Raw genomic sequence first — 20,502 nt, 5'->3', positions numbered from 1 at the left:
TCCGATGTGGTCGAGCTTAAAAGCTGAATGGGCGTTGCTGTTTCGTTATCGCGGCATCCTGTTGATTCTGATCTTCGCGCCTTTGTTCTATTCATTTTTTTATCCGCTGCCCTATCAATCGGCGGTGGTGACTGAGGTTGGGCTTTGGGTCGTCGATGCCGATCAAAGCCAGGCCAGCCGGCGTCTGATTGATCGTTTGGATGCGGCCCCCCAATTGCGGGTAGACCAGGTGACGCCAACCGATGCCGGTCGTTCCGAAGCCTTGGTTGCCGGTGAGGTGCAGGCCTATCTGAATATACCGGCGGGTATGCAGGCTGATTTGGAGCGCGGTGAAGCCGTGACGCTGGCCTATGGCGGCAGTGCCAGTAATTTCCTGGTTTACGGTACCGCAGCGCGTGCTATGGCGCAGGTGATTCGCGCCGAGTCGGATCGCTGGGCGCAGCCGCATCGACTGCAAACGCTGGGCAATGCTGTGCAAGCCGAGGCTCGCGCGGAGCCGTTGCAGCTGGCGCTGACGCCTCTGTTCAATTCGGATCGTTCTTATCTGCAATATCTGGTGCCAGGCGTTTATCTGTTTTTAGTGCAGCAAGTGCTGATGCTGGCCGTGGGCATGCACTGGGGAGCGCAGCGTGAAGAGGGTTCCTTCGCTAAACCCTGTTATGGATTTTTCGCCCAAACCTTAATTTATGGCGTGCACGGTTTGGTGTTGGTGCTCTATTTGTTTCGTTGGGCGTTGCCGTTGGAAGGTGTTTGGCCAGCGCTGAATGGCGCTCAGTTGTTCGGCTTTGGTTTGCCGTTTGTGCTCAGCGCTATCTGGTTCGGGATGATCGTCTCGCGACCGATGCAACGACTGGAAACGCCGCTGTTGTGGTTGTTGCCCTTGTCGGTACCGCTGTTATTGCTGACTGGTATCAGCTGGCCACACTTTGCCATGGCCGACTGGTTGCTGCCGCTGACTGACTGGTTACCGGCGACACAAGCCGCCAAGGCTTTGTTGGGAACCGCTTTTATGGGCGTCGATGCCTCGGCGTGGGGACTCTGGTTGTTGGCGTTGTTCTATGGCGGTTTGGCTATGGCGTTGCGTTGCGTGCCCGTTCGCGAAACCGTGCCGGCGCTTCCCCGGTCCACTGACGAAAGGCCCGCGTAAAGTTTGCCGGTTCGCTGAAACCCAGGCGATAACCGATTTCTAAAATGGGAATGTCGCTGTGGCGAATGTACTGCACGGCCAGCTCTTGACGCGCCTGCTGCAGTAATTCGCGAAAGCTGACTTGGGCTTCGTTCAAGCGGCGTTGCAGCGTGCGCGATGACAGGTGTAAGGCGTCGGCGACGCTCTGCTGGGAGACTTTGCCGGCGGGCATTTGCAGGATGATTTCTGATACCACCTGACTGGGCCAGTCTTGTTGCAGCAAGCGCAGATAGCTGGCGACAACCTGTTCGTTGACGGTTGCCAGATGAGCGTTGGCCGACGGTAGCGGCCGGTCGAGCAGGTCGTTATCAAACCAGATGGTGTCTTGGTTGCCGTTGTCCTGAACCGGGCAGCCGAGGATGCGCGCGTAGTCGTCACGGCTGGTGCCGAGATCGCGGCGAAAGCTGACCGAGTGCGGCGTAAAGTGCACCCCGAAATAGTGTCGGCACAGCGACACCAGTGCCAGGGCGCCAGCTTCACGCAACTGACCCAAGCTGTCGTTCAGATCGGCTTCGACAAAGTTTTCCAACAGATGATGCAGCAACGGACTGGAGTGCATGCGCAGGCCGCATTGGCCGGGCCGTTCGACTTTGTGTAACTGAATGGTGGTGGTTAACAGAGAGTAATAGCGTTCCAGTAAGGCCAGTGCATCGCGCCCGGTTTCGCTGCTGGCCATGGCAAATCCCAGCGCATGGAAGGTGCCTGCATTGACGTGTTCGGCAATGGCGATGGGCAGATTGGTATCGGTTTGAGCCAGTCCCAGACGCCATAACTGGACCACCGCCATGGACGGAACCCGGGCATTGGCATCAACCAGTTGTTCCGGCAGCAGCCCTGCTTCACGCGCCAATTGATCGGCGGGCAGTCCCAGTTTTTCAAAGGTCTGTAACAGCAGGCGTGGCCAACTGGCCAGGACGGTCAGACGCAATGGAAATTGGCTGGTGTCGTTCAGCGTCATGGCTGGTCGCTGATCAGGCGTTTGCCGAGACTGACCGCCGCATCGACCTGATAACCCAGCGCTTCGTAGAACGCCAAAACGCTAGCATTGCTGCTGCGCACCTGGAGGTTAATCTTCGGGCAGCCGAGCGCGGTCAGTTTCAGCTCCAGTGTTTGCATCAGTTGTTTAGCCAGACCCTGGCGCTGGTGGTTGGAGTCCACCGCCAAGTAATTCACCCAGCCGCGGTGGCCTTCATAACCGCCCATGACTGAGGCGATGACCGTGCCGTCGCGTTCGCCGACCAGAAACAATTCCGCGCCGACCTGGCATTTGCGATCGATGTCTTTGTTGGGATCATTCCAAGGCACTGTGAGGCCGCAATCCTGCCAAAGCTGGATAACGGCTTCCCGGTCGGTTTCCTGAAAGGGGCGAATCTGCACGCTACTGACTCCGCTAAAGCGCAACAGGCTAGCGATTCCGCCCGAAAGCGGCAAGTTGCGCTTTAGCGTTGGCGGGGTTTCGGCAGCACGATGCGCACACAGAGTCCGCCTTCGGCTCGGTTAAAGGCGCGGATTTCACCTTTGTGTGCCTGGATGGCGTGACGGGCAATGTTTAGACCCAGTCCAGCGCCGGGATTGCTTTGGTCGAGCCGATAGAAGGGATCAAACAGTTGCTCCAGCTTGTCGTCGGGGACGCCTGGGCCCTGGTCCGACACTTCGATGGTGGCATGATGCCGATCGCTGTGCAGTTCGATACGCAGTTCGCTGCCATCCGGTGAAAAGCGCAAAGCGTTGCGCACCACGTTATCCAGCGCGCTGTGAATCAGTTGTCCGTCGCTATAGAGGGTTGTCGGTTGGTCGATGATTTCGACGATATTGACCTCGCGTTGGCGTGATTCAAACCGAGCGTCTTCAGCGACCTGATGCACCAGATCATCCAGTTGTACTTCACTGGGATCGAGCTGCTGCATGTCGTTTTCAAAGCGCGACAGTTTCAGTACCTGAGCGATCAGACTTTCCAGTCGATCACTTTCGCGCTCAATGCGATTGAGGGCACTTTCCAAATCGGTGGGTGCTTTTTGTCGCACAATACCGAGGGCGACCTGCAGTCGCGTCAGCGGCGAACGCAGTTCGTGACTGACGTTGCTGAGCAGACGTTGCTGGGCGGAAACCAATTGCTGCAGGCGTTCGGCCATGTCATCGAAGTCGCGACCCAGTTCGCCCAGTTCGTCAGCGCGGTGGGTGACCGAATCGCCAACCCGGGCATCCAGACTGCCACCGGCAAGCTGACGTGATACCCGACGCAAGCGTTCCAGTGGCCGGGTGAAAGACCAAGCCAGCAACAGACTCATTAAACCGGAAACGACCAGACCGAAGATGATGCGCAGCCATTGGCTGTCGAGCCAGAGTGGCAGATTGGGTGGCGGCAAAGGAGGCACGCCACGAATAAACATCCGGTACACCTCGCCACCGACCGACATGGTGATCGGCCCCATCCAGGTTTCCTGACGCCATTGCCCGACTTTAACGCCTTCCATTTCCATCATTTCCGACAACATGACCAGAATGCGACGAGGTGGTCTGGGTGTGCCGAGCAGGTGGTAGGTGTCATCGACCAGATACCATTGATAGCTGGACTGACTGTTGAAGCGGTCTAGCTCGTCAATGATTTCCTGGCGACTGCTGGCCAGGCGATCGATATTGGGCAGTTTGACGCGGTTAAGCAGGCGGATGTGGTTGGAGTTGGGAGCGCCGATCTGATAGACCTGCGCCACCTGATGCGAGACGAAGGCGACGGCCAGTACGATGAGCAGCAAGGTGACCCAGAAGCTGATCCAGATCTTGCCAAACACAGACCCCAGTGGATTCAGCTTGGACCAGGTCACGGATGGTACAGGCAGAGACATTGATTAGCTGGCTTCAACAAAGAGGTAGCCGATGCCTCGAATGGTTTGGATTTTGGGGTCTTCGGTGACGGTCTGAATCTTACGACGCACGTTGGAGACGTGCATATCGATAGAGCGATCGTAAGCCATGATTTCACGACCCAAAACTTCGCGATAAAGGTCTTCTTTGGGAACCGCTTTGCCGGCACGGCTCATCAGTACGCGCAGTACTTTGAATTCGCTGGTTGTCATGGGCAGTGTCTGCCCATCGCAGTCGACTTCGTAGGTGTCGAAATTCAGGGTGACGCCATTGCACTCCAGCGTGCCGGTATCGTTTTCTTTCTGGGCACGATCCAGTTCGATCCTGCGTAGCAAGGCTTTTATGCGGGCTAGCAGCTCGCGGTGGCTGTAAGGTTTGGCCAGGTAATCATCGGCGCCCAGTTCGAGGCCGAGTACCCGGTCGGTTTCCTCGCCTTTGGCGGTCAACATCAGGACCGGAACGGCAGAGGTGTTGCGAATCTGTTTGAGGGTTTCAAAGCCATCGATGCCAGGCATCATGACATCCAGCAAGACTAGGTCGTAGTCGCCACGACTGAGTTCCTGGATGCCTTCTTCACCGCTGTGGGCGGCGCTCAGGCGGAAACCTTCGGCGTCGAGATACTCGCCGAGCAGTTCGGCCAGATCACGATCATCGTCAATGAGGAGGATATGCGCTTCATTCATGGCCATTAGTTTGTCCCAACCGTTGGAGGCTCGCGATTCCTTTTACCGCTCGTTTACACCGCCCCGAGCGCCTTAGGCGGCGCCTGTACTAGCTGATAGAATAGCGCCAAAAGCTTTAGGTGTCCTATGAGTGATGACGATGAACTGGACCTCTTCCTGCAGGAGATGAAGGGCGTTCAGCCGCTGAAAACCAAACCCAAGGTGGATCTGGCGAAGGGGTCGACACCTCAGCCGAGTCTGATTCATCGGCGCCAGATGGCGGTGACCACAACCGCAAAAGACAGCAATCATCTGACCGAAGAAATCATCGATCTGGTACATCCGCTTGATGTGCTGGAGTACCGCACCGATGGTGTTTCGCATGGTGTTTATCGCAAGTTGAAACGGGGTCAGTATCCGATCGATGCCCGTTTGGATCTGCATCGAAAATCCATGCAGCAGGCGCGTGCTGAGGTGTTTGGCTTTATCGAAGACTGTCTGAAATATGACGTACGCTCGGCGATGATTCTGCACGGCAAGGGCGAGCGCAGCGAACCTCAGGCATTTCTAAAAAGCTGCGTGAATACCTGGTTGAAACAGATACCGGCGGTATTGGCGTTTCATTCGGCGCAGAATTTCCACGGCGGCGTTGGTGCGCTTTATGTGCTGCTGCGCAAAAGCGAACGCAAGAAAAGCGAGAACCGCGAGCGATTTATGAAAGGTCGGATTGAGTAATAAAAGAGTCGTACAGATGGTGCCTGGGAGAGGATTTGAACCTCCACGGGGTTGCCCCCACTAGCACCTGAAGCTAGCGTGTCTACCAATTTCACCACCCAGGCATTCCGGATGCACTCACCGTCGGTAAGCAGGCGCGCATCTTAGTGAGCGGCCCGGCCGCTGTCAACAGTCTTTCCCGTTTTCCACGAAAAACCACTGCCAAAACAACGGCTTGAGGCCGCTTACTGGTCCTGACTCTGCATTTTCCGACCGTCGATGGCTTCTTCAAGCCAGCCCAGTTTCATCTGGGGTACGGAACGCAACAATAAGTCAGTGTAATCATCGAAAGGTGCCGTCAAAACCTGTTCATGGGTGCCGTAGCGCACCACCTCACCTTGCAACATCACCGCTATGGAGTCGGAGATGGCGCGCACTGTCGCCAAGTCGTGAGTAATAAAGAGGTAGGCGACACCGGCGGATTCCTGCAGGCGCAGCAAGAGTTTCAGGATGCCGTCGGCGACCAGCGGATCGAGCGCTGAGGTCACTTCATCGCAGATGATCAGCTTAGGCTCGGCGGCTAAGGCCCGAGCGATACAGACGCGTTGCTTCTGTCCGCCGGAGAGCTCGGCCGGGTAACGGTCATAGTATTCCGGACCCAGTTCGATGGCGTCGAGCAGCTCCAGTACACGCTTGCGGCGAGCGGCACCCTTTAAACCGAAATAGAACGTCAGCGGGCGACCAATGATGGTCGCTACGGTATGGCGTGGGTTCATCGCCACATCGGCCATTTGATAGACCATCTGCAACTGGCGCAGCGTTTCTTTATCACGGCTTTTTAACGCCTTGGGTAAGGACTGGCCAGCAAAGCGAATAGCGCCAGATTCGATTGGCAACAAGCCGGTAATGCAACGCGCTAGCGTTGATTTACCAGAGCCTGATTCGCCTACCACGGCGAGCGTCTGGCCGGCAGAGAGCTGCACCGACACTTGCTTCAATACTGGTGGTAACTCAGTACTGTAGCGCGCGCTGACAGCATCGACTTCGAGCAATGGTTGCGCCTGTGGTTGACGCGCCTGGTGGTCAATGGAGCGGACCGAGACCAGGGCTCGGGTGTAGTCTTCTTTAGGGCGCTCGATGATGTCACGCGTTGGGCCGTATTCCACGGCATCGCCGTTACGCAGCACCAGAATGTTATCGGCTACCTGAGCGACAACCGCCAGATCGTGAGTGATATAGAGCGCGCCGACGCCGGTGTCGTGAATGGCATCTTTGATGGCGGCCAATACATCAATCTGGGTGGTGACATCGAGCGCCGTCGTCGGTTCGTCAAAGATGATCAAATCGGGTTCTGAGCACAGCGCCATGGCCGTCATGGCGCGTTGCAACTGGCCGCCGGAGACCTGGTGCGGATAACGCTGCCCAAAGTGTTCCGGATCAGGCAGCCCCAGCTTTTTGAACAACTCAACGGCACGAGCTTCGGCGTCGGCACGGCCAAGCACGCCATGCGCCAGCGTTGCCTCTATCACCTGGTCCATGAGTCGATGCGCCGGGTTAAAAGCCGCAGCTGCTGACTGCGCTACGTAGCAGACGGTTTTACCGCGCAGGCGACGCAATCCACCTTGGCCGTTGGCCAGAATGTCTTCGCCGTTGACGCGGATTTCACCACCGGTAATGCGCACGCCACCACGGCCGTAGCCGGCAGCGCTCAGGCCGATGGTCGATTTCCCGGCGCCGGATTCACCGATCAGCCCCAGCACTTTGCCTTTTTCCAGCGTCAGGCTGACGTCCTTGACCAGAGTGACATCACGCGGCTTTTCGCCGGGCGGATAAACGGTGGCGCCGATGCGCAGATCGGTAATTTCCAGTAATTGATCAGCCACTGCGGCCTCCTTTGAGATCGGTGGTGCGACGCAGCACCCAGTCGGCAACGAGATTGACGGAGATGGCCAGCAAGGCGATGGCGCCCGCAGGAATCAGCGCGGCGGGAACACCAAAGACAATGCCCTGGCGGTTTTCGCGCACCATGGAACCCCAGTCGGCTTCCGGCGGTTGAACGCCTAAGCCCAGGAACGACAGCGACGATAAGAACAGCACCGCAAAGATAAAGCGCAGACCCAGCTCCGCGACCAAAGGCGATAAGGCGTTGGGCAGAATCTCACGGAAGATGATCCATACCCGGCCTTCGCCACGCAGCCGGGCGGCTTCGACAAAGTCCTGAACGTTGATATCGACGGATACCGCCCGGGCGATCCGGTAAACACGGGTGGAATCGAGAATGCCCATAACCAGCACCAGTATCAGAGTGGTGCTGGGCATGACCGAGAGCACGACCAAGGCAAAAATCAGCGTCGGAATGGACATCAGCAGATCGATAGTGCGTGACATCAGCTGATCGGCCCAGCCGCCGAGTACCGCCGCCAGAATGCCCAGAATCGAGCCCAAACCAAATGCCAGAGCGGTCGCCAGTGCAGCGATGGTCATGGTGGTGCGGGCGCCATAGAGCAGGCGAGAAAACAGGTCGCGGCCCAGGTTATCGGTACCCAGCAGGTGAATGGTGGAGCTCGATTCCCACATATCGCCGACCGATTCGGACAGGCTGTAGGGCGCAATCCAGGGCGCAAAGACCGCCGCCAGCACAAACAAGGTGGTCAATATCAGGCCGATCAGCGCGGTGATAGGAATATTGGCCAGAGGGTTATTGGGGAGTTTCATCGGCTGCGCCTCACTTCGGATGCCGCAAGCGCGGGTTGGAGAGGATGGACACCACATCGGCGATGATGTTCAGACCGATATAAACGGTGGCGAAGATCAGCCCGCAGGCCTGAACGACGGGGACGTCGCGTTTGGCCACGTGGTCGATCAGGTACTGGCCCATGCCCGGATAGACAAAGATCACTTCAATCACCACCACCCCGACTACCAAAAACGCCAGGTTGATCATAACGACGTTAATCACCGGTGCGATGGAGTTGGGAAAGGCGTGACGCCAGATGATCTTCAGTCCGCCCAGCCCTTTCAGTTCGGCCGTCTCGATGTAAGCCGACTGCATGACATTCAAAATGGCGGCGCGGGTCATGCGCATCATGTGCGCCAGAATGATCAGCGTCAGCGTGAATGCCGGCAGCGCGATGGCGCGCATGCGTTCCACAAAAGGCATGCCGTCGTAGACGGTGGACACACTCGGGAACCAACCCAGTTTGACTGCGACGAAGTAGATCAGCAGGTAGCCGATAAAGAAATCGGGCAGTGAAATGGTGGTTAAGGTCGCCCCGGAAATGACTCTGTCTGGCCAGCGGTTCTGGTAACGCACCGCCACCAGACCCAGCAAAATAGCCAGAGGAACGGCAATCAGCGCCGTCCAGAACGCCAGGAAGAAAGTATTGCCAGCACGACCCAGCAAAGAGTCGGCAATGGATTGGCCGTTGGAAAGGGAGGTTCCCAGGTCGCCGGTCAGGATGCCACCGAGCCAGTCGAGATAACGCATCCAGGCTGGATCGTTCAGCCCTAGCTCGGCGCGTAAATTGGCAACCGCCTGATCCGTAGCGGACTGACCCAGGATGGCCTGGGCGACGTCGCCCGGCAGCATCATGGTGCCAACAAAGATCAGGATGGAAACAGCGAACAGCAGTAAGACGCCCAGCGCGAGGCGCTGGGCGATCAGTCTTGCGACGATTAGGTTCATGGTTTGGTCGCTCAGGCACTCAACCAGCAGCGGCTCAGTGCGAAGCCGGACATCATCTCAAACTGCGGATGATCGACCCAACCCTGAACCTGGTTGTTATGCGCTTCGATGTAGTCGTTGAACATCGGCAGCAGCAAGCCACCTTCGTCACGCAGAATCATCGCCATGTCGTGGTACATCTGGGCGCGCTTGGTCTGATCCAGTTCGCCGCGAGCCTGAACGGCCAGTTGGTCGAACTGCTCATTGAAGAAGCGGGTGTCGTTCCAGTCGGCGCCGGAAACGTAGCCGGTGGAGTACATCTGGTCCTGAGTCGGACGACCGCTCCAGTAAGAGGCGCAGAACGGCTCTTTGTTCCAGACGTCAGACCAATAACCATCACCCGGTGAGCGTACCACTTCCAGGTTGATGCCGGCCTGGGCGCAGGTTTGTTGATAGAGCTGAGCGGCATCGACGGCGCCCGGGAAGGCAACGTCAGAGGTGCGCAGCACAATGGGGCCGCTGTGGCCGGAACGCTCGTACAGGAAGCGCGCCTGGTCTGGATCGAATTCACGCTGCGGAATGTCGGTTGGCGCCAGAGGGTAAGCGCTGTTGATCGGGAAGTCGTTACCGACACTTCCATAGCCACGCAGGATGCGCTCCACCATATCTTCGCGATTCATCGCCAGTTTCAACGCCATGCGCAGGTCTTTGTTGCTGAACGGAGCGGTGTCGCAATGCATTGGGAAGACGTAATGAGCCGGGCCGGAGACGTTGTGAACTTCAATATTGGCCAGGCGTTTCACCATGTCGACAACGCGCGGTTCAACGCGGTTGATCATATGTACCTGGCCGCTTTGCAGTGCAGCCATTCGAGCGGTCGGATCGTTGATGACGGTGATTTCGATTTCCGCCGCGTGGCCCCATTCATCGAGATTCCAATAATCGGCGAAGCGTTCAGCGCTGTGGCGCACGCCCGGTTCGAACTCGGTGACCTTGTATGGGCCGGTGCCGATGCCCGCGTCCGGCGCGTCTTTGCCACCATTGGGCTGGATCATCAGGTGGTAATCGGAGAACAGGTAAGGCAGGTCGGCGTTGGCTTCGGTGGTGGTCACCACGACTTCGTATTTGCCATTGGCGCGAATGTCAGCCAGGCCACGCATAATACCCAGTGCGCCTGATTCGGAGGCTTCGTCGGAGTGCCGCTCTAAAGTGGCCACGACATCGGCAGCGGTCATTTCCTGGCCATTGTGGAACAGCACGCCCTGACGCAGTTTAAACGTCCAGGTTTTGGCATCGGAGGATGAGCGGACTTCTTCAGCCAGACGCGGCACCAGATCGCCATTGGGGGCAACGTTGGTCAGACATTCCCCCCAGGACTTACCAAACATAAATTGCACCTGGCTGGTCCAGGACGCCGGGTCCAGGCTGTCGGTTGATGAGCCACCTTGCATGCCGGCCTTGAGCAAACCGCCTTTGATTGGTGTGCCGGAAACGGCGTCGGCAAAAACGCTGCTGGCGAAAGGCAAGGCCATACCCAATGCCATGGCGCGGCCGAGAAAGTCGCGGCGGGAAATGCGGCCTCGACGGGCCTGTTCAGTCAAAAAATTCAGTTCGTTGGACATCGTCCTATCTCCTCGTTGTTGTTTCCGTATCGCGCAGTTTTTTTTATGGGCTGGATTGGCCAGTGCGTTGCCTGGGCAAGCGCTGAACATCCAATCTAATAGTTTGCGTAGAACGGGCTAACCGGGGGAGTCGTCGGCCAACCAGCGGAATAACTCACCGGACTCACTACGAGCGATGAGCTTTTCCAAAAAATGATAGTAATGCTTGGATTCGTCGATCTTGGCAAGATCGCGTTCAATTTCGCGTTCGGTCTTGGCGTCCAGGTTGGGGTCGTCGAGTAATGCCTGATATTGGCGTTCCGCCGCTGCGATGGCTTTGCTATTGATGGTGACTTCTTCTTCCCAGCGTCGACAGAAGAAGTTGATGAAGTTTTTATGAAAGTCTTCTTCGGCGCGGTAGAGGTCTTTGCGACTGCCGGGACGAAATACCCGGTGCACCATGCGGTTGTCTTGCAGCTTGCGCACGCCGGTGCTCATGCTGGCCTTACTCATGCCCATCTTGTCGCACATCTCATCGAGCGTGATGGGATCGTTGTGAAAATACATCAGGCCATAAAGCAAAGCCGTAGAGGCATTGACGCCATAGTGGTCCATCGTCTGAGCGATGGCATCCACGACCAGACCGCGGGTTGCTTCCAGGCGATCATCTAGCGACAGGGTGTCGTCTTCGGTTCTGGCTTGTGAAGGCGTCGATGGTGACATGGTTCGGATCCAAATCCGGAAAAATCCAGTGTTCTGAACGTTCAGTATTTTTTAAACGTTTTTCACCTTACCAGACTGAACTCAGATGTGAACCGTTACTCAAGAATCAATTGGTATTGAACAAGCAGGATTTGGGAGGGAATGTCTTCGAAAAGCGCTAAATTCGGAATATGGCCACCTACTGGTGGCCATCTGCATTTAACTGGCTGGTGTTAGGACAGTTGGCTGAAAGCGTTTTGAGCAGCCTGAAGGGTTCGTTCGATGTCTTCTTCGCTGTGCGACAACGACATAAAGCCGGCTTCAAAGCTGGAAGGCGCCAAATAAATACCCTGGTCGAGCATGGCGTGGAAAAAGCGATTAAAGCGTTCGCTGTTGCAGGCCATCACCTGGCTGAAGCGGCTGATGGTTTCTTCTTCGCTGAAGAACAGGCCGAACATGCTGCCAGCGGCATTGGTGGTGAATGGAATGTTGGCAGCCTTGGCCAGGTCGCGCATGCCTTGGGTCAGGGCTGTGGTGCGATCGGTGAGTTGCTGGTACACGCCGGGCTGATCAATCTGGTTCAGCACGGCTAGTCCGGCAGCCATGGCAACTGGGTTACCGGCCAGGGTACCCGCCTGGTAAACCGGTCCGACCGGTGACAGATAATCCATGATGTCGGCTCGGCCACCAAAGGCGCCAACCGGCATGCCGCCGCCGATGACTTTGCCCAAAGTAGTCAGGTCGGGTTTGACGTTAAAGTATTGCTGAGCGCCACCGAGGGCAACGCGGAAACCACTCATTACTTCATCGAAGATCAACACAGCGCCGCTTTGATCGCACTGTTCGCGCAGGGTTTCCAGGAAGCCCGCCTCGGGCAAGACGCAGTTCATATTGCCGGCGACGGGTTCGACGATCACCGCTGCAATGCGCTCGCCCAGTTCGGCAAAACAGCTGCGCACGGCCTCGGCATTGTTGTATTCCAGCGTCAGGGTGTGCTCGGCGATGTTGGCCGGCACGCCGGGCGAAGTGGGTACGCCGGTGGTCAACATGCCGGAGCCGGCTTTGACCAGCAGGCTGTCGGAATGACCATGATAGTTGCCTTCGAATTTCACCAGCAGGTCGCGCCCGGTAAAACCACGTGCCAGCCGAATGGCCGACATGGTGGCTTCGGTACCGGAGTTAACCATGCGTACCTTTTCGATGGACGGTACCAGGGCGCAGACTTTTTCTGCCATCAGCGTTTCCAGTTCACTGGGCGCACCAAAGGTCAGAGCCTGATCAACCTGATGGTGAATGGCCGCGCGCACGCTTTCATCGCCATGGCCGAGAATTTGCGGTCCCCAGGAAAGGACGTAATCGATGTACGCCTTGTCGTTGGTGTCATACAGGCGGGAGCCTTCGGCGCGCTTGAAAAAGACGGGGGTGCCGCCGACGCCCTTGAACGCACGCACGGGTGAATTGACGCCACCGGGGATGACTTTCTGGGCGCGTTCGAACAGCGCCGCAAAGGAATCGGTCATGGTCTGTATTGCCTATTGGTTATGCGATGCCGGCCATTGTCCTGTTTCGACTCAACTCTGGCAAACGCAGGCGCTGCCCTGGCTCTGGAGTCAGTGGCGTTTAGCGTCTAGACTCGCGCTGATCGTCAGATTTTATGATCTGGGGATTGTCTAGTTGATAGGTAGTCATTGGCCAACGACCTGGCGGTCGTTGGCCTTTTTTTGTGTCTGCTCGACAGTGTGATTAGAAGGGTTTTAGCACCACCAGCAGCACAATACCCACCAGGGCAATGACCGGCATTTCATTGAACCAGCGGAACCAGCGATGTGAATGTCGATTGGCGTCCGCTGCGAAAGCGCGTACCAGGCGGCCACAGGCGTGGTGGTAACCGATCAAAGCCAGCACCAGCGCCAGCTTGACGTGCAACCAACCCATGCTCAGCCAGACTTGTCCGCTGGCGGTGAACAGCATGCCGATCCCAAAGGCCAGCGCCAGCACCATCGAGGGTGTCATGATGCCGCGATAAAGTTTGCGCTCCATGATCTTGAAGCGTTCCTTACTGGCCTCGTCTTCGGCCATGGCGTGATAGACGAATAACCTTGGCAGATAAAAGATGCCCGCAAACCAGGTGATGACGGTCATGATGTGGAAGGCCTTAAGCCACAGATACAGCATTATTGGATGTCTCCTTCTGAGGTGAGTACCGAGACCAGTTGCGCACGGGTGACCAGTCCGGTGTTGCCATCATCCAGCGGCAGTAAGAAACCGGCGGTCTCTTCCTGTTGCAGGGATTTGACGGCTTCAAGCAGGGTAATGTCTTCTGTCAGTGGGTGTAGGCGGCTGTATGGACCGATCAGTGATTGAACCGCCTCGGCGAAGGGTGGCCGTATGTCGGCTTCCAGTTGAATCCAATCCTGATGGCAGGCGGTCAGTCGTTCGCGCGCCAGCAGGTAAGCTTTGTTATCGAGTTGTAATACCACCCATCGATAAGGACTTTTAGCCAGAGTGGCGATGCGTTCGCTTTCGGTGGCTGGATCGCAGCTGTCGAACTGCCGAGTGCCCAGCTCCGACAGATAACGTTGCGCCAGAGCCGTGCGCACCGGGTGAGTCTGAATCGACAGTCCCTGAGCTTCAAGGATGCCGCGAAACAACGATGGCAACCGGAACCCGTGCTGGCAAACCAGGTTGGCCGACAGCACAACGATCATCGCCGGAAACATCGCCTGAGCGCTGAGTGATAACTCCAATACCGCTGCCAGTGCAGCCAGCGGCGCATGCAGTACGGCGCTCATCATGCCGGCCATACCCAGTAGTGCATAGAGCGCCATATCGGAGGCAGGCAGAACGGCTGCCATAAGAGCACCACCGCAGGCGCCAATAACGAGGATGGGGCCGATGACGCCGGCAGGGATGCCCAGTCCTACGGCACAGGCGGTGGCAATTATTTTGGCGATTAGTATTAACGCCAGAATTTGCCAGGGCTGAGGGTCGCTGAGGGTTTGGTTAACCGTATCGAAACCGGAGCCGAGAATTTCCGGAACCAGCGTCGCCAGGCTGCCCACCAGCAAACCGGCGAGCAGCAAACGGGTTGAGCGCCGCGCCGGGCCATGCCGTTGCATTAATCGAACCAGATGGTGAAAGGCTACTGCCAGCAGGCCGATTGCCAGGCCGGTGAGCACCAGCAATGGCCAATCAGAAATGTGCGCAGATTGCAGTTCAATGGCGATAAAACTGGGGTGTTCGCCGATTAACCAGCGACTGGTCGCCGAAGCCGTTACGGCCGCCGCTATAATGGGCGTGAAGCCGAGCAGGCTGTACTCCATCAGCACCACTTCCATGGCAAATAAAACACCGGCTAAGGGCGTATCGAACGCTGACGAAATCGCCGCCGCTGTACCACAACCGATCAGCAAACGGAGCTGGCTTGGAACCCGGTGGGTGCGTTGTCCCAGCTGATTGGCAATGCCAGCACCGATATGCACCGCTGGACCTTCTTTGCCGACCGAATGGCCACTACCCAATGCCACTATGGCGGCGGCCAATTGAAAGAAGGCGTTACCGGCGGCCAATTTGCCGCGACCGCGCTGCAGGCGATCAATCACATGAGCGATGCCCACATTGTGAACCCGGCTAGGCGTCCATCGATAGAGTGCGATCAGGACAAGACTGCCTAGTAAAGGAAGCGCAAAGCGCATGGGTAGGGAAAGGGATTCAAAATCTTCCAAAGAGTCGCCGTTGAGCAGGCCGAGCAAGCTATTGAGCAACAGCAAAAAGCCAGTCATAACGAGTCCGGTTGCGACTCCGGTAACCATGCCGAGTAACACCAGTACCAACAAACTTTCAGGCCTACTCAGCCAGGTACGAAACAACGTAAAGCGAGTATTTGGCATGGAGGGCGGCTTGTCACTGGCTTCGATCGGCCCTTATCATAGGGGGCTTACGCATTGATTGCCACGACCCTTGGGGTCACCGGTTACAGCCGGTCAGTGCTGTCGTGCCTTGAGTGATACGCATTGGTAATTGGTGCGCTACGCTGCAAGTTGCACTGGATGTCTTCATTGGCCTTGGAGTCCTAATGGCGAAAGAACAGCTGTCGCGCTTTGACCGGATGTCGGTCGTGCCTTATCAACCCTGGCGACGTAGGGTCGTTTCAGCGATTGGAACTGTGATTCTGGTCCTGGTGGTGTATTGCGCTTACCTGTATGGTCGCCAAGCTGGATTTGATGCTCAGGTCGATTTGGTTGCCGAGCGCAATCGATTGCAAACCGCTTTACGACAATCGGTACAGCGCAGTGAAGAGTTGCGTTTGCGGGTGGCGACGCTGGAGCGGGGCTCGGATGTGGACCGTCAGGCCACCGAAGAAGTCCGCCAGGTGAATCGGGAGCTTAGTGATAGAATTGCTCGCCTTGAAGAAGAAGTGACGCTTTATCAAGGCATTATGGCGCCTTCAATGAATGCCGAAGGTCTGCGTGTACAGGAAGTCCGTTTGGAACCGACCAGTTCACCGGATCGCTATCGGTATAATCTGATGCTGACTCAGGTTGGCAATAACTCTCAGTATTTGCAGGGATTTGTTGGCGTCAACCTCGTGGGTAGCCAGAACGGTGAGCGAGTTGCGATGACGCTCGCCGATGTATCGGATGATGTGGATGAGGTAGATATCCGTTTTCGATACCGCTATTTTCAAGAAATCGCAGGTGACTTAGTGTTACCGGAAGGGTTCATTCCCGACCAGATTCAAGTCGTGGCGCAAGCAGTGGGCAATCGTTCCGCTCGGGTAGAACGCGCTTATAGCTGGTCGGATTTGGAGAACGGAAACAATGTGGGGCAATAAGAAAACAGTGGCTAACGACGTAACTCTTATATCAGTAAAGGCCGAAATCAACGGTGACATCCGGGTTTCGGGAGGCCTCCATGTCGATGGACGTATCAAAGGCAATATCCTGGCCGATCCGGACAGTGGTGCTGCGGTGCGTATCAGCGACAAAGGCTTGGTGGAAGGTGAGATTCGTGCCCCCAACATCGTCATCAATGGCGAAGTCAAAGGCGACGTTTACTCTTCCGAACATATTGAGCTGGCTAAAAAAGCGGTGGTCACCGGTGACGTTCATTACGTCATGATGGAAATGGTCATGGGCGCCAAGGTCAACGGTAAGTTGTTGCACGTGGCGACCGATAAGAGCAAGAAGGCCAAACCAGCGGCGTCCGAAAATACCGCTGACACAAGCTCTAACAGCGCCACGGGTTTGTCGTCTCCGGCCGCGAACCTTCAGTCTGGTCCTGGGGCTAGCGACAACAAGCCGAAAACGACACCGACTGGCAGTTCTACACTCAAGTAAGCGTAGGGGCCATTGAAAAACGGTTTCATGGCCCTGATCTCGTCGTGCAACAGCGGGCCTGCACTGCGCAGGCTTGTGTTGGCAGACTGATGATTGAGTAATGGTGATGACTGAAACTGCAATTCAAGATGATGCCTTGCTGGTGACTGACCAGGCTGCCATCAAAGTCCGTCAGTTGGTTGAAGAAGAAGGTAATGAGCAACTGATGCTGCGGGTCTTTGTCACCGGCGGCGGCTGCTCTGGGTTCCAATACGGATTTACCTTTGATGATGAACTGGCCGACGATGACACTGTGATCGAGCGTGAAGGTGTGCGGTTTCTGGTCGATTCATTAAGTGTGCAGTATTTGCATGGCTCAACGGTGAGCTACACCGAAGGGCTGGATGGTAGCCGCTTCACTATTGATAATCCGGCTGCGGAGACAACCTGTGGCTGCGGATCCTCGTTCTCTATCTAACTCCAGATTCATGCTTCGGCGACTGGCTGCGTTCACGCTGGTGTTGCAGTTGGGCTTGGCCAAGGCCGAAACGCCGAGTCTAAATGCAACTGACGAGCATTGGGTTGCCTATTTGCAGGCGCATACGCCTGAAGAAGTGTCGACGATTTTAGGGCGTGCTGAATCCTTGCTTGATTCCGCCGAGGGTTACCCCAGCCAAAGCCCCATCGCGTTAATCCTGCACGGAGACGAGACGCGAGCTTTCCTCAAAGCAAACTACTCCACCAACAGAGCGCTGGTTGATCAGGCTGCTCGCCTGGATGCCTATAACGTCATTGATGTGCAGGTGTGTGAAACCTGGATGCGTGATAATGCCGTGTCGGCGGATCAGTTACCGCCTTTTGTTTCTACCGTTCCTTATGGTCCCGCTGTTGAGCAACAATTGCTCAAACAGGGCTATGACCATTTCTGATCGATAGCCCGATAAACCAAGTTTGTGGAGAGCTGAGATAGCGACTGGGATCAGTCGCTGTTGGCCTGAGCGTAGTTGCCATTAAAGACATCTAGCTGGCCCATCATGTTGGATGCGAAGTCCTGGAATGCCGTCAGGTATTGCTCTTCCAGTGGCTGGGCAGTGGGCAGAGGCACGGTTTGTGGGTTGCGGTGTACACCGTTTACCAGGAACTCATAGTGCAGATGTGGGCCGGTAGCCAGGCCGGTGGACCCTACATAGCCAATAATCTGCCCCTGGCTGACCCGGTTGCCGACTCGGGCGTAGCGGGAGAACTGGTTCATGTGGGCGTAAAGAGTGCGCATGCCGCCGCCGTGCTGAACCACCACCACGTTGCCATAGCTGCTGCTGCGACGGGCGGAGATAACTTTGCCATCGCCCGTCACTTTGATTGGGGTGCCGGTCGGTGCGGCATAATCGGTGCCACGGTGGGCCCGAATGGTATTGAGTACGGGGTGACGCCGGTTAAGGTTGAAACCCGAAGAAATTCGGAAAACATCCATCGGAGTACGCAGGAAAGCTTTGCGAATACTGTCGCCGTTGGGCGAGTAGTAATCGGTACGACCGCCAGCATCGGTATAACGAATAGCGGTTACTTCACGGCCCTGGTTAATGAAGCGTGCCGCCAAGATAGGGCCATCGCTCAGCTTTTTACCGTCCAGGAAGTGCTCTTCATAGATCAGTGAAAATGAATCGCCGGAGCGGATATCCAACACAAAATCGATGTCCCACCCGAACAGCGTCGCCAATTCCATGATCATATTGTCGCTGAGGCCGGCGTCTTTGCCTGCCAGGTAGAGGGAGGTATCGATAGAGCCTTGAGTAAAGCGGGTGTGGATTTCCGGTTCGCGAACAATTTGTTCAAGTTCGAAGCTTTCATCCCCCAGCGTGATGCGGTGCTGAATCATTTGTGATTCGCTGAAGGTGACTTCTCTGAGTGTTTCCGTGCTGTCAAAACCGAAACTGAAGGATTGTCCTGGGTAGATGCGATCGAGCGAATGGCTGATCTCATCATCGGCCAGCATACGATACAGGACGCTGACGCCCGCGCCCGCTCGTTCGAACAGCGTCGACAAGGTATCACCAGGGCGAACCTCCGCTGCAACGCGGCTGAAGGAATCGGCTGAATCCCCAGCCGGAGGCGATGACTGCAATTGCAGCCGGGCGGGAATCTCGACAATGACGGATTCACTGGTGGCGGGCCAAAGTGTCAATAGCAGCATCAACGCAGTGAGGCTGCCAACACCAATAGCGTGCCAGCGAGGAAAGGCTTGAATGCGGTATAGGAGCGTACTGATCATCTTGAAAACAGGTAATTGGCTCGTAAAGTTAATCTAATATCTTAACAGTAGATCCGTCGAGTGCTAACTGATAGCACATACTGATATAATACGTCTTCTGTTTATATGTAAATTCTTTTGAGGGTCCTTCATGTCTCTGGAGCAGACACTGGCGGAAATTCGACGCGGAACCGAAGAGATTCTGCTGGAAGACGAGCTGGTTGAAAAGTTGAAAAGCGGTCGCCCGCTGCGCATCAAGGCGGGGTTTGATCCAACCGCACCGGATTTGCACCTGGGCCATACGGTTCTTATTAATAAGTTGCGCCAATTCCAAGAGCGCGGCCATACCGTCATTTTTCTGATTGGTGACTTCACTGGCCTGATTGGTGACCCATCGGGCAAGAATGCGACCCGTCCGCCACTGACGCCCGAAGAAGTTGCGCAGAATGCGGAAACTTATAAAGAGCAGGTGTTTAAAATTCTGGATCCGGAGAAAACCGAAGTCCGGTTCAATTCAGAGTGGATGCACAAGCTGGGTGCTGCCGGCATGATCAAGCTGGCCGCCCAGCACAGTGTGGCGCGGATGCTCGAGCGGGACGACTTTAAAAAGCGCTATAAATCCAACCAGCCCATTGCTATTCACGAGTTCCTCTATCCTCTGGTTCAGGGGTACGACTCTGTGGCGCTGGAGGCCGATGTCGAGCTGGGCGGAACCGATCAGCGCTTTAACCTGCTGGTCGGGCGCGAATTGCAGAAAGCCGAAGGTCAGACACCTCAGGTGGTCATGATGACTCCTTTGTTGGAAGGGCTGGACGGCGAGAAAAAAATGTCCAAGTCGCTGGGTAACTATGTTGGTATCACTGAAAGCCCGGGCGCTATGTTCCAGAAGATCGTTTCGATTCCTGATTCATTGATGTGGCGCTGGTACGAATTGTTGTCCTTTAAAACGTTGGACGAAATCGATTCGCTGAAACATCAAATAAATGAGGGTGCTAATCCTCGCGACATCAAAATCGAACTGGCGCGCGAACTGGTCGCTCGCTTCCATGGCGATGAAGCGGCCGCCAACGCCCATAAAGGGGCAGGTAATATTGTGCGCGAAGGCGAGGTGCCGGAAGACACGCCGGAAGTGGTTTTGGAGTTGGGTGATCAAGCAGAGTTGCCGATATCCGCCATCGTGAATCAGGCGGGACTGGCCACAAACGCGGCGCAAACGCGTGACATGTTGAAAAACGGCCGCGTCAAAGTTGACTGGCAAGTAGTCGAGGCTGGTTTGAAGTTGGGCGCTGGTGATTATTTGATTCAGGCTGGCAAGAAAAAACTGGCTCGGGTCACCTTAAAATAAGATTCGTGGACGCTCCTTTCTGTTGATTGTCATCTTTCTTTCAACTTTCCCCATGGCGGCCGTTGACAGCGGCCGCAAAAAGACTATTATACGCCTCCCTCGCCGCTGAGCGCGGTTGGGGAGCGAAGTTTTCCAGTCTTTCTTCTCTTGGTTCGGTGCTTTCTAAGTGCCTGTTTTGAAAAGAAAAAATCTGAATCTTC

General features: G+C 56.1%; 20 protein-coding genes and 1 tRNA gene. 7 read left to right on the top strand and 14 right to left on the bottom strand.

Annotated features, from left to right (window positions below):
* Positions 1–4 precede the first annotated feature (4 nt).
* Complete coding sequence (locus tag ABMA60_RS17055) at positions 5–1,147, top strand: ABC transporter permease (RefSeq protein ID WP_392805668.1); 1,143 nt, start codon at positions 5–7, stop codon at positions 1,145–1,147.
* Here ABMA60_RS17055 and ABMA60_RS17050 read toward each other — a convergent pair.
* From ABMA60_RS17050 to ABMA60_RS17035, 4 genes are all read right to left on the bottom strand, one after another.
* Positions 1,071–2,144: an AraC family transcriptional regulator gene (locus ABMA60_RS17050; protein ID WP_392805665.1), complete on the bottom strand. Its 1,074-nt coding sequence runs from the start codon at positions 2,142–2,144 to the stop codon at positions 1,071–1,073. The two genes, ABMA60_RS17055 and ABMA60_RS17050, sit on opposite strands and share 77 nt — an antisense overlap.
* Positions 2,141–2,563: a GNAT family acetyltransferase gene (locus tag ABMA60_RS17045; RefSeq protein WP_392805662.1), complete on the bottom strand. Its 423-nt coding sequence runs from the start codon at positions 2,561–2,563 to the stop codon at positions 2,141–2,143. Before ABMA60_RS17045 ends, ABMA60_RS17050 begins: the two co-directional genes overlap by 4 nt.
* 62 nt (positions 2,564–2,625) lie before the next feature.
* The gene (locus ABMA60_RS17040; RefSeq protein WP_392805659.1) at positions 2,626–4,029 is read right to left on the bottom strand and encodes an ATP-binding protein; all 1,404 of its coding nucleotides are present in this window, start codon (positions 4,027–4,029) and stop codon (positions 2,626–2,628) included.
* Between the two features lie 3 nt (positions 4,030–4,032).
* Complete coding sequence (locus ABMA60_RS17035) at positions 4,033–4,737, bottom strand: response regulator (RefSeq protein WP_392805657.1); 705 nt, start codon at positions 4,735–4,737, stop codon at positions 4,033–4,035.
* 120 nt (positions 4,738–4,857) lie between these two features.
* Here ABMA60_RS17035 and smrA point away from each other — a divergent pair, with 120 nt between their 5' ends.
* A complete protein-coding gene (gene smrA, locus ABMA60_RS17030) occupies positions 4,858–5,445 on the top strand; it encodes a DNA endonuclease SmrA (protein WP_392805655.1) in 588 nt (195 codons plus the stop codon).
* A gap of 17 nt (positions 5,446–5,462) precedes the next feature.
* Here the strand turns inward: smrA and ABMA60_RS17025 are convergent.
* The 9 genes from ABMA60_RS17025 to ABMA60_RS16985 all read right to left on the bottom strand — a co-directional run bounded on the left by ABMA60_RS17025 (position 5,463) and on the right by ABMA60_RS16985 (position 15,173).
* Positions 5,463–5,549 (bottom strand) — tRNA-Leu (locus ABMA60_RS17025).
* A 120-nt stretch (positions 5,550–5,669) separates the two neighbouring features.
* Positions 5,670–7,307 (bottom strand): ABC transporter ATP-binding protein, encoded by a 1,638-nt coding sequence (locus tag ABMA60_RS17020; protein WP_392805652.1) that lies wholly within the window; start codon positions 7,305–7,307, stop codon positions 5,670–5,672.
* The gene (locus ABMA60_RS17015; protein WP_392805649.1) at positions 7,300–8,139 is read right to left on the bottom strand and encodes an ABC transporter permease; all 840 of its coding nucleotides are present in this window, start codon (positions 8,137–8,139) and stop codon (positions 7,300–7,302) included. Before ABMA60_RS17015 ends, ABMA60_RS17020 begins: the two co-directional genes overlap by 8 nt.
* A 10-nt stretch (positions 8,140–8,149) precedes the next feature.
* Positions 8,150–9,109, bottom strand: coding sequence for an ABC transporter permease (locus ABMA60_RS17010; RefSeq protein ID WP_392805646.1), 960 nt, complete (start codon positions 9,107–9,109; stop codon positions 8,150–8,152).
* Between the two features lie 11 nt (positions 9,110–9,120).
* Complete coding sequence (locus tag ABMA60_RS17005) at positions 9,121–10,710, bottom strand: ABC transporter substrate-binding protein (protein ID WP_392805643.1); 1,590 nt, start codon at positions 10,708–10,710, stop codon at positions 9,121–9,123.
* Positions 10,711–10,827: 117 nt separating this feature from the next.
* Positions 10,828–11,412: a GbsR/MarR family transcriptional regulator gene (locus ABMA60_RS17000; protein WP_392805640.1), complete on the bottom strand. Its 585-nt coding sequence runs from the start codon at positions 11,410–11,412 to the stop codon at positions 10,828–10,830.
* 212 nt (positions 11,413–11,624) lie between these two features.
* Positions 11,625–12,911 carry a glutamate-1-semialdehyde 2,1-aminomutase gene (gene hemL, locus ABMA60_RS16995; RefSeq protein ID WP_392805638.1) on the bottom strand — a complete coding sequence of 429 codons (1,287 nt, stop codon included), beginning with the start codon at positions 12,909–12,911 and terminating at the stop codon, positions 11,625–11,627.
* 223 nt (positions 12,912–13,134) lie between these two features.
* Positions 13,135–13,566, bottom strand: a complete 432-nt coding sequence (gene hemJ / locus ABMA60_RS16990) for a protoporphyrinogen oxidase HemJ (RefSeq protein WP_392805636.1) — start codon at positions 13,564–13,566, stop codon at positions 13,135–13,137.
* A complete protein-coding gene (locus tag ABMA60_RS16985; RefSeq protein ID WP_392805633.1) occupies positions 13,566–15,173 on the bottom strand; it encodes a chloride channel protein in 1,608 nt (535 codons plus the stop codon). Before ABMA60_RS16985 ends, hemJ begins: the two co-directional genes overlap by 1 nt.
* Positions 15,174–15,466: 293 nt before the next feature.
* Between ABMA60_RS16985 and ABMA60_RS16980 the strand changes: the two genes are divergently transcribed.
* From ABMA60_RS16980 to ABMA60_RS16965, 4 genes are all read left to right on the top strand, one after another.
* Entirely contained in the window at positions 15,467–16,225 is a 759-nt protein-coding gene (locus tag ABMA60_RS16980) for a DUF6776 family protein (protein ID WP_392805631.1), read from the top strand.
* Positions 16,226–16,232: 7 nt separating this feature from the next.
* A complete protein-coding gene (locus ABMA60_RS16975) occupies positions 16,233–16,730 on the top strand; it encodes a polymer-forming cytoskeletal protein (RefSeq protein WP_392805629.1) in 498 nt (165 codons plus the stop codon).
* A 106-nt stretch (positions 16,731–16,836) separates the two neighbouring features.
* A complete protein-coding gene (erpA, locus tag ABMA60_RS16970) occupies positions 16,837–17,187 on the top strand; it encodes an iron-sulfur cluster insertion protein ErpA (RefSeq protein ID WP_392805626.1) in 351 nt (116 codons plus the stop codon).
* Positions 17,188–17,197: 10 nt separating this feature from the next.
* The gene (locus tag ABMA60_RS16965) at positions 17,198–17,638 is read left to right on the top strand and encodes a hypothetical protein (protein ID WP_392805623.1); all 441 of its coding nucleotides are present in this window, start codon (positions 17,198–17,200) and stop codon (positions 17,636–17,638) included.
* A gap of 50 nt (positions 17,639–17,688) precedes the next feature.
* Here ABMA60_RS16965 and ABMA60_RS16960 read toward each other — a convergent pair whose 3' ends face one another.
* Positions 17,689–18,978 carry a peptidoglycan DD-metalloendopeptidase family protein gene (locus tag ABMA60_RS16960; protein WP_392805620.1) on the bottom strand — a complete coding sequence of 430 codons (1,290 nt, stop codon included), beginning with the start codon at positions 18,976–18,978 and terminating at the stop codon, positions 17,689–17,691.
* Between the two features lie 130 nt (positions 18,979–19,108).
* Here ABMA60_RS16960 and tyrS point away from each other — a divergent pair, with 130 nt between their 5' ends.
* Complete coding sequence (gene tyrS, locus ABMA60_RS16955) at positions 19,109–20,302, top strand: tyrosine--tRNA ligase (protein WP_392805617.1); 1,194 nt, start codon at positions 19,109–19,111, stop codon at positions 20,300–20,302.
* Positions 20,303–20,502 lie beyond the last annotated feature (200 nt).

The sequence above is a fragment of the Saccharospirillum sp. HFRX-2 genome, assembly GCF_043196805.1.
In the GTDB taxonomy this organism is placed as follows: Bacteria; Pseudomonadota; Gammaproteobacteria; order Pseudomonadales; family Natronospirillaceae; genus Saccharospirillum.
Note: the sequence above shows the minus strand (reverse complement) of the source record. Positions and strands in the feature narration are given on the sequence as shown.